The sequence below is a fragment of the Phocaeicola paurosaccharolyticus JCM 15092 genome (genome assembly GCF_000613805.1).
In the GTDB taxonomy this organism is placed as follows: domain Bacteria; phylum Bacteroidota; class Bacteroidia; order Bacteroidales; family Bacteroidaceae; genus Phocaeicola; species Phocaeicola paurosaccharolyticus.
Window position 1 is genome coordinate 74,954 of sequence record NZ_BAJR01000009.1, and the last position, 16,277, is coordinate 91,230.

Annotated in this window: 13 protein-coding genes; 8 read left to right on the plus strand and 5 right to left on the minus strand. The window is 35.7% G+C overall.

Features of this window, described 5'->3' with window-relative positions:
- Positions 1–47: 47 nt before the first annotated feature.
- On the minus strand, positions 48–2,636 hold the full coding sequence (clpB, locus tag JCM15092_RS05995; RefSeq protein WP_024993867.1) for an ATP-dependent chaperone ClpB: 2,589 nt from the start codon (positions 2,634–2,636) through the stop codon (positions 48–50).
- A gap of 268 nt (positions 2,637–2,904) precedes the next feature.
- Between clpB and JCM15092_RS06000 the strand changes: the two genes are divergently transcribed.
- The 3 genes from JCM15092_RS06000 to JCM15092_RS06010 all read left to right on the plus strand — a co-directional run bounded on the left by JCM15092_RS06000 (position 2,905) and on the right by JCM15092_RS06010 (position 5,464).
- The gene (locus JCM15092_RS06000; protein WP_024993868.1) at positions 2,905–3,492 is read left to right on the plus strand and encodes a DUF6621 family protein; all 588 of its coding nucleotides are present in this window, start codon (positions 2,905–2,907) and stop codon (positions 3,490–3,492) included.
- A 2-nt stretch (positions 3,493–3,494) separates the two neighbouring features.
- A complete protein-coding gene (locus tag JCM15092_RS06005; protein ID WP_024993869.1) occupies positions 3,495–4,394 on the plus strand; it encodes a LysR substrate-binding domain-containing protein in 900 nt (299 codons plus the stop codon).
- An 86-nt stretch (positions 4,395–4,480) separates the two neighbouring features.
- Positions 4,481–5,464: a YeiH family protein gene (locus JCM15092_RS06010; protein ID WP_034541617.1), complete on the plus strand. Its 984-nt coding sequence runs from the start codon at positions 4,481–4,483 to the stop codon at positions 5,462–5,464.
- Here the strand turns inward: JCM15092_RS06010 and JCM15092_RS06015 are convergent.
- Positions 5,459–5,935 (minus strand): hypothetical protein, encoded by a 477-nt coding sequence (locus tag JCM15092_RS06015; protein ID WP_024993871.1) that lies wholly within the window; start codon positions 5,933–5,935, stop codon positions 5,459–5,461. The genes JCM15092_RS06010 and JCM15092_RS06015 overlap by 6 nt on opposite strands.
- A 152-nt stretch (positions 5,936–6,087) precedes the next feature.
- Between JCM15092_RS06015 and JCM15092_RS06020 the strand changes: the two genes are divergently transcribed.
- A complete protein-coding gene (locus JCM15092_RS06020) occupies positions 6,088–6,300 on the plus strand; it encodes a Sec-independent protein translocase subunit TatA/TatB (protein WP_024993872.1) in 213 nt (70 codons plus the stop codon).
- 2 nt (positions 6,301–6,302) lie between these two features.
- Positions 6,303–7,091, plus strand: a complete 789-nt coding sequence (gene tatC / locus JCM15092_RS06025; RefSeq protein WP_024993873.1) for a twin-arginine translocase subunit TatC — start codon at positions 6,303–6,305, stop codon at positions 7,089–7,091.
- Between the two features lie 2 nt (positions 7,092–7,093).
- Here the strand turns inward: tatC and ald are convergent, their stop codons facing one another.
- Positions 7,094–8,182 carry an alanine dehydrogenase gene (gene ald / locus JCM15092_RS06030; protein WP_024993874.1) on the minus strand — a complete coding sequence of 363 codons (1,089 nt, stop codon included), beginning with the start codon at positions 8,180–8,182 and terminating at the stop codon, positions 7,094–7,096.
- A 220-nt stretch (positions 8,183–8,402) separates the two neighbouring features.
- On the opposite strand from ald, the gene JCM15092_RS06035 reads away from it, so the two are divergent.
- The 3 genes from JCM15092_RS06035 (at position 8,403) to JCM15092_RS06045 (ending at position 13,575) form a co-directional block, all read left to right on the plus strand.
- Positions 8,403–10,073: a M23 family metallopeptidase gene (locus JCM15092_RS06035; protein WP_034541634.1), complete on the plus strand. Its 1,671-nt coding sequence runs from the start codon at positions 8,403–8,405 to the stop codon at positions 10,071–10,073.
- A 25-nt stretch (positions 10,074–10,098) separates the two neighbouring features.
- Positions 10,099–11,742, plus strand: a complete 1,644-nt coding sequence (locus tag JCM15092_RS06040; RefSeq protein WP_024993876.1) for a C69 family dipeptidase — start codon at positions 10,099–10,101, stop codon at positions 11,740–11,742.
- A gap of 87 nt (positions 11,743–11,829) precedes the next feature.
- Positions 11,830–13,575: a phospho-sugar mutase gene (locus JCM15092_RS06045; RefSeq protein WP_024993877.1), complete on the plus strand. Its 1,746-nt coding sequence runs from the start codon at positions 11,830–11,832 to the stop codon at positions 13,573–13,575.
- Between the two features lie 326 nt (positions 13,576–13,901).
- Here JCM15092_RS06045 and JCM15092_RS15180 read toward each other — a convergent pair whose 3' ends face one another.
- Together JCM15092_RS15180 and JCM15092_RS06055 are read right to left on the minus strand one after the other, a co-directional pair.
- Positions 13,902–15,221 (minus strand): DUF4270 domain-containing protein, encoded by a 1,320-nt coding sequence (locus JCM15092_RS15180; protein WP_235782287.1) that lies wholly within the window; start codon positions 15,219–15,221, stop codon positions 13,902–13,904.
- A 16-nt stretch (positions 15,222–15,237) separates the two neighbouring features.
- Positions 15,238–16,062, minus strand: a complete 825-nt coding sequence (locus JCM15092_RS06055; RefSeq protein WP_024993878.1) for a glycogen/starch synthase — start codon at positions 16,060–16,062, stop codon at positions 15,238–15,240.
- Between the last annotated feature and the right edge of the window lie 215 nt (positions 16,063–16,277).

Consider the following 16,277-nt stretch of genomic DNA (forward strand, 5'->3'; position numbering starts at 1 on the left):
AGAGATGATTTTATCATCTCTCCTTTTTTGCTTATAATGTAACACTATCAGTTTCTGAATACCAATCCATCGGCTCCATGTTCAACAATAATAGTTTTATCCTTTTCAACCTCATTGGCCAATAATTTCTTTGAGAGGTCGTTGAGTAAATAACGCTGTATAGCTCTTTTCACAGGACGGGCTCCAAATTCAGGATTATATCCCATATTTGCCAAGAACTCTGTTGCAGAGTCGGTGAGTTGCAACTTGACTCCATTCTTTTCAAGCATTTTCTTTATTGAGCCTATCTGAATATTTACAATCTCTTCTATTTGCTCTTTTGAAAGCGGTAAGAACATTATTATATCATCAATACGGTTCAGAAACTCAGGACGTATAGTCTTTTTAAGCATATCCATAACCTCTTTTCTTGTATCCGCAATGACAATCTCTTTATTGCTATCGTTCATATTCTCGAACTGCTGTTGTATATATGAACTTCCAAGGTTAGATGTCATGATTATTATGGTATTCTTGAAGTTTACTACTCTACCTTTGTTGTCAGTAAGACGTCCGTCATCCAACACTTGAAGCAAGATGTTGAACACATCAGGATGTGCCTTCTCGATCTCGTCGAATAGTACAACGGAATATGGTTTACGTCTTACAGCCTCGGTAAGTTGACCACCTTCATCATATCCAACATATCCCGGAGGCGCTCCGATCAATCTTGATACAGAGAACTTCTCCTGATACTCACTCATATCTATACGTGTCATAAGCGTCTCGTCGTCGAAAAGGTAATCGGCAAGAGCTTTTGCAAGTTCTGTTTTACCAACGCCGGTTGTACCTAAGAAAATGAATGAGCCTATAGGACGTTTTGGATCCTGAAGTCCGGCACGACTTCTTCTTATTGCATCAGATACAGCCTCAATAGCCTCTTCTTGACCAACAACTCTCAGATGAAGCTCTTTCTCAAGGTTAAGTAGCTTGTCACGTTCACTCTGCAGCATCTTGTTTACAGGTATTCCAGTCCATTTAGAGACTACATCTGCAATATCCTCTGCTACCACCTCTTCTTTGATCATAGCTGAGTCACCTTGCATCTGTTTTAGTTTTTCCTGTACATCTTTAATCTCTTGCTCAAGTGCCTGGAGTTTACCATACCTAATTTCGGCAACCTTGCCATAATCACCCTCACGTTCAGCCTTCTCGGCCTCAAACTTAAGGTTTTCGATCTCTTTTTTATTGCTTTGTATCTTATTTACAAGATTTTTTTCGCTTTCCCATTTTGCTTTGTAGGAATACTCTTGCTCTTTAAGTTCAGCAATCTCTTTGCTCAACTGCTGTAGCTTAGATTCATCTTTCTCCCTCTTTATAGCTTCACGCTCTATTTCCAACTGTTTAATGTGACGTGATATCTCATCCAAATTCTCAGGAACAGAGTCACGTTCCATTCTCAGTTTTGCTGCTGCCTCATCCATTAAGTCAATAGCTTTATCAGGAAGGAAACGGTCAGTTATATATCTGTTACTCAATTCAACAGCTGCTATTATTGCCTCGTCCTTGATACGTACCTGGTGATGATTTTCGTAACGTTCTTTCAATCCACGAAGAATTGAGATTGTGCTCATCACATCAGGCTCGCTAACCATAACTGTTTGGAAACGACGCTCAAGTGCTTTGTCTTTCTCGAAATATTTCTGATACTCGTCAAGTGTTGTTGCACCTATACTCTTCAACTCACCACGGGCTAGAGCAGGTTTAAGAATATTTGCGGCATCCATTGCACCTTCACTTTTACCTGCACCTACCAGTGTATGAATCTCATCAATGAATAAGATTATGTTTCCATCTGATTTAGTCACCTCGTTGATAACAGACTTAAGTCTCTCCTCAAATTCACCTTTATATTTTGCACCTGCTACCAATGCACCCATATCAAGTGAGAATATCTGCTTATCTTTAAGGTTCTCAGGTACATCACCACGAATGATACGATGGGCAAGACCCTCTACGATAGCAGTCTTTCCGGTACCTGGTTCTCCTATAAGTATAGGGTTGTTCTTTGTTCTACGACTTAAAATTTGCAGAACACGTCTTATCTCTTCATCACGACCAATAACAGGGTCAAGCTTTCCGCTTCTTGCAGCTTCATTAAGGTTTATTGCATATTTGTTCAGCGATTGATATGTATCTTCGCTGGATTGAGATGTAACTTTTTCTCCTTTCCTTAATTCTGTTATGGCGGATTTCAATTCATTCTCTGTCAACCCTGCATCTTTAAGAATAGTTGATGCAGTGTTATTGCTCTTCACAATAGCTAAAAGAATAGCCTCAAGAGGAACAAACTCATCGCCCATATCCTTTGATAACTTGTTAGCTTTCTGAAGTACATCATTACTTTCACGGCTTAGGTAAGGTTCACCACCTGATACCTTAGGCAATGATTCAATCTGTTTGTCGACAACAAGTGCAATCTGCGCTCCATTGACGCCAAGTTTCTGGAAGACAAAGTTGGTTACATTTTCTCCAACTTTAAGCACTCCGGCAAGCAAGTGTACAGGTTCAATGGTCTGTTCACCATGAGCTTGGGTTATATTCACTGCTTGCTGAATAGCCTCTTGTGATTTAATTGTAAAGTTGTTAAAATCCATATTTTCTTTATTTTTATTCCTTCTATCATTAACTAGGCTACTTATGTGAAACATACCAATCTAGTATTTGTTCACAAACGTAACATAATATAAACATCAAATTTGCTGCCATTTATTAAATGTACCATTGAAGTAGAGATAAGTGGACAAATTGACATGTTAACTCTTTGATTTCAAGAAAAAAAGTCTTGTATTATAACAAAAAGGCACATCACAATTTTAATGACAAGCTATTTATACATATCTTTGAATCTCAAAATCAATTACGATGGATAAGGAAAATATTAAATTCACAGATACTCTACTGTTAATCGATGTTGCGTTTATAGAGAATGTAGCTTCTGATTTCAGAAGACACTTTTCTAGTATTCTTTCACGTGAACTGCCAAAAGCAGATCTAGCTTTATTCCTTGAGTGTTTATATCTTGAAGCAGATGTGAAATCAGAAGAAAACTCTATTCAGGTAATATTTATATATGACTCGGGAAATGATGAGTTAAAATCATTCAACCCATCTTCTTTGAAGAACGAAATAGAGAATATGGCATTTAAGAGTAATTTGGGAGAGTTTTCTCTATTCTGTTTCCAACCTTCGGACATGGTAACAAGAGATGAACTGTTCAAAGAATCTATGAAGGTTGTGCTTGACTCTGCAGATGTTAAGAATGCAATAATCATTCCTTCTGAAGAGATATCTGATGAGGAACTCAGTAATGTTGTTTCAAAAGTAGATGGTAAAGATAATATTACTCTCTTTGGAATGAATCCTGTTACTCTTCCTTCTAATGCTAAGTGGGAAACTATGGGTTATGCACTTATGAAATCCCTTGGAATAAGGGCAGACGAACTAAAGTAATTATGTCATCAGACTTCAGATTAAAAGTATTCATCTGTGTAGCTCGTAACTTAAGCTTTACCAAGGCTTCTCAAGAGCTTTACATAAGCCAACCGGCTATAACCAAACATATACATGAGCTGGAGACTGTATATAATACGCGACTTTTTGAACGTCTTGGAAATAAGATTCAGTTGACTGACTCAGGTAAACTACTTCTAGAACATTGTGATAAAATTCTTGATGACTATGGTAAGTTGGAGTATGAGATGAATCTCCTGAAGAATCGTTTTGTAGGTGAATTGAGGGTTGGTGCTAGTACTACTATCTCACAATATGTTCTGCCACCATTGCTAGCAAGTTTTGTAGACAGGTTTCCTGATATAACACTTAACCTCACTAGTGGTAATTCTACAACAATAGAGAAGGAGCTTCAGGGACATAGCATAGATATTGCTATTGTTGAGGGCAACATAAAGCAACCTGCGCTGAAATATACATATTTCATGGATGATGAATTGGTATTGATAACGAGAGTCGGAGGAAAGTGGAAAAATCTTGAAGAAATTTCTGTAGATAAACTTAAGGATATTCCATTGGTCTTGCGTGAGATAGGTTCAGGCACTTTGGACGTCATTGTCAATGTATTATCTAATTATAATATCAGGCTATCAGATCTTAATATAGTGATGCATCTTGGTAGTACGGAGAGCATCAAACTATACATCGAGAATAGTGACTGTATGAGCATTGTGTCCGTAAGGTCTATCCGTAGAGAGTTGAATCAAGAGAGATTCAGGATTGTTGATATACGTGATTGTGTATTCAACCGAAATTTCAATTTCGTACGCCTCCATGGAGATGATGGTGGCATTCCCTCTCTTTTCATGGATTATGCGATGCATTATAAACAAAAGTTATAGCGGATAAAAAAATACGATTGGTATGGTAACTACTCTTGTATTACCTTTGCTGCGACAAAGAGATTAATTATTTAAACAAGATAAACATGTCAATTACTTTTCTACAAAATCACAACAAAAAGATCTATTTCACTCTTATTTCAGTTATAACTCTATTTCTTATCATGGATTATATTCCCTGGTTATCTTTTTTCGCAGGTTATATGACTCCACCTCTTTCTCTCTTTCTTGGACTTGCTTTTGCACTGATTTGTGGTGAAGCTTATCCTAAGTTTAATAAGAAAGTTTCAAAATATCTACTTCAGTATTGTGTTGTAGGTCTTGGATTTGGCATGAATCTTCATGAATCCTTGGCTTCTGGCAGACAAGGGATGGAATTTACCATAATATCTGTTGCCGGAACATTAATTATTGGTATGCTAATAGGTTATAGGTTCTTAAAAATAAATCGTGAAACATCATATCTTATAAGTTCAGGAACAGCTATATGCGGAGGTAGTGCAATAGCAGCAGTAGGACCTATTATTAAGGCTAAAGAGAGTGACATGTCTGTTGCTTTAGCAACAATATTTATACTAAATGCTATAGCTCTCTTTATTTTCCCTATAATTGGGCATTATATTGGATTGGATCAGCAACAGTTTGGTACATGGGCGGCAATAGCAATACATGACACTAGTTCTGTAGTAGGAGCAGGTGCAGCATATGGTGAAGAGGCATTGAAAGTAGCAACTACAATAAAGCTTACGCGTGCATTATGGATCATACCCGTGGCACTTGTAACTGCACTCATATTTAAGTCTGGTGGTAAGAAGATAGCCATTCCTTGGTTTATATTCTATTTCATTATCGCAATAGTGCTGAATACATATTTTATGAATGGCATGACTCAAGTGGGTCATGGTATAGCTTCTTTAGCAAGAAAAGGGCTTATCCTAACTATGTTTTTTATCGGCGCATCACTGTCTGTGGATGTGTTGAAGAAGGTAGGAGTTAGGCCACTTATACAAGGAGTTCTCCTTTGGATTACAATAAGTCTTTTATCCCTTGGATATATCCTTATATCATAAGTTTTTCTTGAACAGATCTACATCGAATAAAGGCTTGAGTGTGTTATCACTGGTTATCTGATTGATAATTTTTGTTATCACACTCTCTTTATTTATTTCCACAACAACATTGCTTTCATATTTCTGATTAATTTGGTTACTGTTTTCACAAATTACTTTGATATTTCCAGCCTCTTGTCTTATGGCAGCCATAGAGAGGTCAAGCATCTTTTTCTTATACATCGCATCACCTTTCTGTTTACCTATTGCACTCTCAATTTTAGAAAATATATCTGTGATGATGGTGTTACGGGCATTTGACAAAGCTTTTTTCTTGGATGCTGTAACATCCATGCTTGAACCATTAGCACTAGCGCGGTAGAATAGTTCATTAGTTGTATACTCACTTCCGGTACAACTTTTATTCTGTGCAAAACCATTTAAAGCAAATGATGTACACAAAAGTATTACATAGTATTTTAAGCTTTTCATATTATATTCTCTTTAAATATAGTGCTAATATATATAAAATAGTTCAATAACTTATTTTGCAATTTTATTAATATTTCTTATTACGAAAAAGAGGTCTCTTTTTTGTAATAAATATCTTTGTTTGTATATCTTTGTCGTAAATAATTAACACTATGGAAATGACATTAATGCTTTTAGGTCTTGGCGGACCGGAACTAATATTTATTGTTCTTATTGTATTGTTACTCTTTGGGGGAAAGAAAATACCTGAACTAATGAAAGGCCTTGGTAAAGGAGTTAAGAGCTTCAAGGATGGAATCAATGGAATTGAAGTAGAAGAGAAAAATTCCGATAAGAAAGAAGATAATAAAGAGGAGAAGAAATAAACGTGGCAAAAGCAGAAACTGAGCTTACATTTTGGGACCATCTGGAAGAGTTAAGACGTGTTCTTTTTCGTATAGCAATAGCCGTAATTGGAGTTATGGTTGTAGCTTTCTGCTTTAAAAAACCTCTTTTCGATATTATACTTGCTCCAAAGGATAGTAATTTCATCACATATAGGTTCTTTTATAAAATTGCTGAGCTATTTGGTGTAACATCAATTAGTCCGGAGAAGTTTGACATTCCGCTAATAAACACTCAACTAGCCTCTCAGTTCCTTATACATATGAACGCCGCTTTGTATGCAGGTGTGATAGTCAGTTCTCCATATATCATATATCAGCTTTTCAGATTTGTTTCTCCTGCTCTTTACGATAATGAGAAGAGATACTCATTGCGTATAATATTTTGGGGTTATATACTTTTTATATCAGGAGTTCTGCTGAACTATTTTGTGATATTCCCGCTAACATTCCGCTTTCTTGGTACTTATCAGGTAAGTCCTGAAGTAGAGAATTTAATAACACTAACATCATATATGGACACACTTATGATGTTGAGTATGATGATGGGAATAGTATTCGAGTTACCTATACTCTGTTGGTTATTTGCAAAACTTGGTTTTCTAAATTCAAAATTCATGAATAAATATCGCCGTCATGCAATAATAATCATTTTGATTGTTGCAGCGATTATTACGCCGACAAGCGATATTTTCACATTATTGATGGTTGCTATGCCAATATATCTACTTTATGAACTCAGCATAAAGGTTGTAAGAGCGACCTCTAAATAGTTCTATAAGTTCTTATACTGCAACTTTAGTGCTGGATATACTATCTTGCCTGCTATGATGTTCAATCCTTCATTTAATCCTTGATCTTCTTGACAGGCTTTTTGCCATCCGTTATCAGCCAACTTTATCACATAAGATAATGTGGCATTGGTAAGTGCCAAAGTTGATGTAGTAGGAACTGCTCCCGGTATGTTAGCCACACAATAGTGTACAATACCATCAACAATAAATATTGGATCATCATGAGTAGTTGGATGTGATGTTTCAAATGCTCCGCCTTGGTCGATAGCAACGTCAACAAGAACTGAACCTTTCTCCATTAATGAAAGCATATCATGTGTTACAATATGTGGAGCTTTTGCACCGGGAATCAGTACAGCTCCAATTACTAGGTCAGTTTTTTTTAACTCATTCTCTATATTACTTCTTGAAGAGTACAGTGTGTTCACATTCTTAGGTAGAAATTCAGATAGTTCTCTTAGTCTATTTAATGATATATCACATATTGTTACATCGGCTCCTGTCCCTGCTGCTGTTAGAGCTGCGTTAGTACCAACAATACCTCCCCCTAGTACCAGCACTTTAGCAGGCAATACGCCTGGTACACCACCAAGAAGCTTTCCTTTTCCTCCTTGTGGCCTTTCCAGAAAGCGTGCTCCCTCTTGAACGGACATCTTTCCGGCTACTTCGCTCATAGGGACTAGAAGTGGTAACTGTCCACTTCTATCTTTCACTGTCTCGTAGGCAATACATATTGCTTTAGATTTCAACATTGCTTTTGTTAGCTCTTCATCACTAGCAAAATGGAAATATGTAAAGACAATCTGATTCTCTTTGATCAGAGAATGCTCTTCCTCAATAGGCTCCTTAACCTTAACTATCATTTCAGAACTATTATAGATATCCTCTATGCATGATAGTATTAAAGCTCCTGAATCTATGTAGTTTTTATCTGTAAAGCCGCTGTTTATTCCGGCATTGTGCTGAACATAAACAATATGTCCTCTGCTGACTAATTCCTTTGCCCCGGCAGGAGTCAATGAGATTCTGTTCTCATTGCTTTTTATCTCTTTTGGTATTCCTATTATCATAATATTAAGATTTAATTGTTATTGGTTATTGTAAAGAAACAAATAAGATTTTTAAAACGATTGTTATAGAAAACTTTTTTTATCATAAAGTTTATCTTTGATCTCGGTATAATTGATGAATAAAGATTATATTTTGTATTTTTGTAGAAAAAGAGATTCATAGGTATATTCATATTTTATATGATGATTGATATATCGATAGTTGATAAAATGTAAGAAGATGAATATTTGTAAATTAGCCACTATTATAACATTACTATTTAGTTCTTTCACAATAAAAGCACAGACCATTACCAAGGATTCATTTATTTCGCCTTTTAAATTCCCTCTATTATTAAGTGCAAATTTCGGAGAACTCAGAGGAAACCATTTTCATGGTGGTTTTGATATTAAGACAGGCGGAGTCGTTGGGAAACCTGTTTACTGTATCGCTGACGGATATGTAAGTAGGGTTCTTGTTATGGCAGGAGGCTATGGCAATGCACTATTCATAACTCATTACAACGGATATACTTCAGTATATGGTCACATAAAGAACTTCTCATCTGCTGTTGAGAAGGTGATTAAAGATTATCAGTTGAGACATGAGACATTTGCTGTAGACTTGAAATTTGAACCCAACTTCATTAAATTCAAAGCTGGAGATTTCATCGCGTCAAGTGGTAATGAAGGAATGTCATTCGGGCCACACCTACATTTCGAAATAAGAAACAGCCAGACAAATGAGTATGTCAACCCACTTATTTTCTATAAAGATATAATAGCAGATAAACGTGCTCCGGTAGCACAACTTATAGCTATTTACCCGGAGAAGGGTACTGGTGTTGTAAATGGATCTCAAGAGAAGAAGATTATTCCAATGAATGCACTATCCAGACCTATCACAGCATGGGGAAAAATTGGAATCGGTATTAAGGCATTTGACTATATGAACAATACCAATAACCATTATGGCATATATCAGATAAAACTATTCCTTGATGGTAAACAGATTTTTGGTAGTCAAATGAACGGAGTCTTGTCGGATGAGAACAGAAGGATAAACGGATATACTGACTTCAGTGAACTTAAACGAAATAGAAGATGGATTATTAGATCATTCTCTCTTCCTGGAAATCCATTGAGGTTTGTTGAATCCCATGATGATAGAGGTATCGTTGAGATAAATGAGGAGAGAAATTATCAATTTATGTATCAGATAACTGATGCTCATGGTAACAAGAACCAATATAGCTTTACTGTAATAGGTAAGAAAAGTAATATTGACCCATTTATACCAAAAGGAAAAATGCTATATTGGAACAGGGCAAATGTAATTCAGGAGCCCGGATTTGAACTTGCTATTCCAAAAGGTGTGCTTTATGATGATGTAGAGTTAAACTACAAGGTTAGTAAAGACTCATCATATTTGGCAAACATATACCAGATAAATGATGAACCTATACCTTTACATACTTATTGTACATTGATGTTAGGTTTAAAGAACAGACCTGTAAAAGATACAAATAAATACTATATTGCTTCAGTCGTAGGAAAAAGAAAGAACTATATTGGTGGTAGTAAGTTTGAAGACGGATGGATTAAGGCAAATATAAGAGATTTAGGTACATACACGATTGCTGTAGATACTATTGCTCCAAGAATTTTGCCATTGTCAAAGAAACTTTGGAAGTCTGGAAATATACAGTTCAAGATATATGATAATGAGACAGGAATAAAGAATTATAAAGTCTTTATAGATGGTAAATTTTACATCTTTGCATATAGTTTGAAAAACAATAGATTGGTTATGAAATACCCTTTGTCATTGGTTAGAGGTAATGCTCATAACATGGAGGTCTTTGTGGAAGATAATTGTGGAAACATAGTAAGAGAAAAATATATATTTTAATAATTAAATTGACATCTAATTATCAATGGGAAAAAGGATAATGTTTTTATTGGCTGTTTTAGTTGCCGGTTTCTCACAGGCAATAGCATGTACCAATCTGATAGTAGGGAAAAATGCATCTGTTGATGGATCTGTCATTGTATCCTACTCGGCAGACTCGTATGGTATGTTTGGGGAGTTATATCATTTCCCTGCTGCGACACACCCTAAAGGAAGTATGAGAGAAATACATGATTGGGATAGTGGTAAGTTCTTGGGTAGTATAAAAGAGGCACCAAATACATACAATGTAGTTGGAAATATGAATCAGTACCAGGTTACTATTGGAGAAACAACATTCGGCGGTAGAGAGGAACTTGTAGATTCTACAGCTATAATGGATTATGGAAGTCTTATATATGTTGCACTTCAGCGTTCTCGTACAGCTAAAGAGGCAATAAGCATAATGACTGACCTGGTAAAGGAATATGGTTATTACAGTGAAGGGGAATCTTTTACAATAGCCGATCCTAATGAGGTTTGGATTATGGATATGATAGGTAAAGGTCCTGGAGTTAAAGGTGCTGTTTGGGTGGCTGTAAGAATACCTGATGACTGCATCTCTGCACATGCTAACCAGAGTCGCATTCATAAGTTTGATATGAACGATAAAGATAACTGTCTCTATTCACCTGATGTGATATCTTTTGCTAGAGAAAAGGGATATTTCAATGGTCTTAATAACGAGTTCAGTTTTGCTGATGCTTATAATCCTCTGGATTTCGGTGGAGCACGTTACTGTGAGGCGAGGGTATGGGCATTCTTTAATATGTTCAATAAAGAGATAGGAGATAAGTATCTTTCATATGCTCAGGGTAAGACTAAGGAGCCAATGCCTTTATATATCAAGATAGATAAGAAACTCTCTGTTCATGATATTCAGAAAGCTATGAGAGATCACTATGAAGGTACTCCACTTGATATAACAAATGATTTAGGCGCAGGTCCTTTCAAAATGCCATACAGACTTTCACCACTTTCATTTAAAGTTGATGGAGAAGAGTACTTTAATGAGCGGCCAATCTCAACTCAGCAGACAGCTTTCACTTTTGTAGCTCAGATGCGTTCATTTATGCCTGATCCTGTTGGTGGAGTATTATGGTTTGGAAATGATGATGCAAATATGACTGTATTCTCACCTATATATTGCTCATCAACAAAAGTAGCAGATTGTTATAATGATAAGAGTGCTGATTGCGTTACGTTCTCTTGGAACTCTGCTTTCTGGATATATAACTGGGTAGCTGATATGATACGTCCTCGTTATAGCCTTATGGTTGGTGATATGAAGGAAGTTCAAAAGAAACTTGAGGATAACTTTGCTGATTCACAGAATGGTATTGAGACAACAGCTCTTTCTCTTTATGAAAAAGATCCTGTAAAGGCTATTGACTTCCTTACTAATTATAGTTGTATGACTTCTCAGATGTCGGTAGATACTTGGAAGAAATTAGGAGAATTCCTTATTGTAAAATATAATGATGGTGTTGTAAAGAAGACTAATGCCGATGGTACGATTATGCACCCTGCGACAGGAAATTGTGCACCACTTATTCGTCCTGGATATCCTGAGGAATTCCTTAAGGAATTGGTAAAAGCCACTGGAGATAGGTATAAGGTGATTAATTAGAATTGAATAAACTATAAAAAGTATAGGATTTATTAAACAAATCCTATATTTTTGTTATATACATAATAAGTAACAACATTTTTTTCTATGGAAAATAAAGAACTTATAGAGCAGGTTACGGAAAAAGCAAAAAAATGGCTTTCTCCTGCATATGATAAAGAAACTCAGGCTGAGATTAATAGATTAATCTCTAACCCTGACAAGACAGAGTTGATAGAGGCCTTCTATAAAGACTTGGAATTTGGTACAGGTGGATTGAGAGGTATTATGGGAGTTGGCAGTAATCGTATGAATATTTACACAGTGGGCGCTGCTACTCAGGGATTGGCAAACTATTTGAAAAAATGTTTCAGTGATAGAAAAGAGATATCTGTAGTAGTAGGCCATGACTGTAGAAATAATAGTCGTCTCTTTGCAGAAATATCAGCAGATATTTTCTCTGCTAATGGCATAAAGGTATATCTTTTTGAAGATATGCGTCCAACTCCTGAGATGTCTTTTGCTATCCGTACATTAGGTTGTCAGAGTGGTATAATACTTACCGCTTCACATAACCCTAAAGAGTATAATGGATATAAAGCTTACTGGGATGATGGTGCACAAGTGCTTGCCCCACATGACAAAGGTATTATTGATGAGGTTAACAATGTAAGCTCTGCTGCAGATATAAACTTCAATGGAAATAAAAATCTCATTGAAATAATTGGTGAGAAGATCGACAAAGAGTATCTAGATAAGATCATGTCAATCTCTATTGATCCGGAGGTTATCAAACGTCAGAAAGATCTCAAGATTGTTTATACACCTATCCATGGAACAGGTATGATGCTTATTCCAAGAGCACTCAAGCAGCTTGGATTTGAGAATGTGACATGTGTTCCTGAACAGATGGTTAAAAGCGGAGATTTCCCAACAGTAGTTTCTCCTAACCCTGAAAATGCTGAAGCTCTCTCTATGGCTATTAACCTTGCTAAAAAGATTGATGGCGATATCGTTATGGCCAGTGATCCTGATGCAGACCGTGTAGGTATGGCTTGCAAGAATGATAAAGGTGAATGGGTACTTATCAATGGTAATCAGACATGTCTTCTATTCCTTTACTATATCATCACCAACCGTAAGGCTATGGGTAAGATGACAGGTAAGGAGTTTATAGTTAAGACTATCGTTACTACAGAACTTATCAAGATTGTTGCTGACGATAACAATATTGAGATGCGTGATTGCTACACCGGATTTAAATGGATTGCACGTGAAATTCGTCTTAGCGAAGGTGTGAAACAATATATAGGTGGTGGTGAAGAGAGTTATGGTTTCTTGGCTGAGGACTTTGTACGTGATAAAGATGCTGTTTCTGCATGTACTCTTCTTGCTGAGATCTGTGCTTGGGCTAAAGACCAAGGTAAGACACTCTTCGATGTTCTCATGGATATATATGTACAATATGGTTTCTCTAAAGAGACAACAGTTAACGTAGTACGTCCTGGTAAGAGCGGAGCAGAAGAGATCAAGGCTATGATGGAAAACTTCCGTACAAATACTCCAAAAGAGATTGGTGGATCTAAAGTTATTATAACAAAAGACTATGAGACTCTTAAACAGAAAGACGACAAGGGCAATGTAGTTGATATTGATATGCCGGAAGCTTCAAATGTTCTTCAGTGGTATACTGAGGATGGCACTAAGATTTCTGTTCGCCCATCGGGTACTGAGCCTAAGATTAAATTCTATATGGAGATAAAGGGTAAGATGGAATGTCCAAAATGCTATAATGCAGTTAATGCTGAAGCTGAAGAAAAGGTTGAAGAAGTACGTAAGTCTTTAGGAATCTGATATTCATAATATCTATATATTTATGGGAATGCATTTATTATGCATTCCCATTTTATTTTACTACTAACTCAGTTTCAATTAAGACTCTCTCTTATTACCATTTAGACTTTTAATATTTCCTTTATTCAACTAGGAGATATGGTCTAAATTGTATAGAGCAGGTTCTGGATTATTCATTTATATAAGACAAAAAAGCCTAATAGTATAATTACTATCAGGCTTTTAGTTGTTTATTGTTATATCTTAAAATTTAGTATAGATAAGTTTCATCTTAAGCTTGTCTTTTCCACCGACCAATTTGATGCTTTGCATGCCAAGTGAGTTGGTTACTTTAATAACTGAAGGTTGGTAGAGCTACTGTCATATTCAACATTTACAGGAACTAATACAACTTTATTCCAATCAGGGTTGTCATTTACCCAATTTGGATTACTTTTCAATCCTGCTTTCTTCTCAGCTAAACAATGAGTGATTAGACGTGCAATATTTGAGTAAGTATATTGATTCTTAGTTGCAGCAGTTGTTCCTAATGTAGTAAGAAAAGAGGTTTTACTGTCAGGCAGTTTGCTGTTCTCGAAGAATGAATATAGATCACTCTTCCTAATCATCAAAAGATACTGTGGAGTACCCATAGGATACTTAGCATTCAAATCGTCGCTGTTATATTTAGTAAACGAAACAGATGCAGAGTTCAATGTATCTTTAGAGTGACTTAGCTCAATTTTATCCATTGGTAGTATAGCTTCTGTAACTATACCTGCAGGAGTTTTGATATAAGTTGAATTATTATCGTTTGCCAAATCTTTCAATGTTGATGAGTTTTGGAAGTGATTTACTTGAATAACCTCTTTTGTTGCTGCAAAACGAGAGATACCGGTAACCAATGAGTCAACTTTTCCAGTTGAACTTTCAATAAGATAATTGAAAGAGATTTGTAAAACAAGGTTGTCGATATATATAACAGAACCATCACCGCTGGCACAATGAATATAAAAACCTTTAAGTACATTCTTTATAAACTGTGAAGCATCTTTGTAATTGTTCTTGTTCTCTTTATATTTATCCTGCATGAATTTACCTAAAGAGAGAGGCAACTTGACAGTCTGGTTATAAACTTTAGTAGTTCCGCTAGTAAAAATAGTATCTACTGAGGCACCACCTGCAGAATATGTAACTGAAGCTATAGGACTTGCATTTTTATTATAATACTTAGAAGGGTCTATAGATGTATAGAAGTTAGATTTTGCTTCTTCAGGAATAACCCTGTTTAGAGTATCAATCTGCATCTTCATTGCAGCAAGAGAATCTCCGTAGAATCCCGTATATTGAACAAAAAGATCCAATTTATTCACATTTTGCATTGTCTCTGGGAACTCAAAGTTGTCTGTACATGTAAACTGAGCCATGAAATCAGCATTAAATTCTCCAAAAACAGGGTCTGTATATCGACCTAAGTAGGCAGTTCTTGTACGTGCATATACAGAATCAACAAGAATAGATTTTGTAGTTATTTCGTAGCTTGCTGTGTCAGACAAAATGTGATCTTCTTCAGGTATTGTTGATGTACCTATGCCAGGAGTAGTATCATCACAGCTGTATAATAGAGCCATGACGAAAAGTATGCTTAAGAATTTGAATCTTATCATTTTTATAGGAATTGGATTATTCTTGACTATTTGCCCAAACTTCTTCGTAGAAGTTATTAACGGCATCCATATAATTCTCTGATGACTGATATTCTAAGAATGGTATATTTTTGCTTTTCGCAAATTCAATAAGATTAGGATTAATTTTTTCGCTGTTCTGAATTACTCCGTCTGAATATTCAATTGCAAGTTTATATATTGCTTCATGAGAGTATGGAGCAGAAATAACATTATCTATGTCACTCTTTTCAATACCCTTTAAAAGTAATTTATCACTTAGATTGTCTTGGAAGTTTTGCTTGAATTCATCATCAAAAGCAGAAAAAATAACTTTAGAACTTCTGAATGAAGGTTCCTCTTTATATGCTTTCTTTATAAACAAAGGCACAAATGCACTCATCCAACCTTGGCAATGTATCACATCTGGGCACCAACGAAGTTTCTTTACAGTTTCAAGGACACCACGTGCATAAAATATTGCTCTCTCCTCATTGTCATTATATTCCTCACCGTTTTCATCAGTTAGAATCTGTCGGTGCTGGAAATAATCGTCGTTGTCAATAAAATATACCTGCATTCTCGCAGATTGAATAGAAGCAACCTTAATTATCAATGGATGATCAGTATCATCAATAATCAAGTTCATACCCGAAAGGCGGATGACTTCGTGTAATTGATTTCTGCGTTCATTTACATTTCCCCACTTAGGCATAAAAGTTCTGATTTCTCTTCCTCTTTCCTGTATACCTTGAGGAAGATATCTGCCAGTGTTTGACATTTCTGATTCTGAAACGTAAGGAGTGATTTCCTGTGTAATAAATAAAACTTTGTTTACCTTCATTTCTTTATAATTGCTCATAATCATTTTGCAAAGGTATAAAAAAAAGATGCGCGTGACAAGATTATTCGTTTATTAATTCCCTACTAACTGTTAACTAGATGAGATATTTGTTAAAAGTTAAAAAGATTACATTCTTTATCGCCATATATTGATTTTTCTTTCTTTTTATCTGATTTGTATTTTCGCAATTTCCATATTCTCTTTTTTCTCTCATA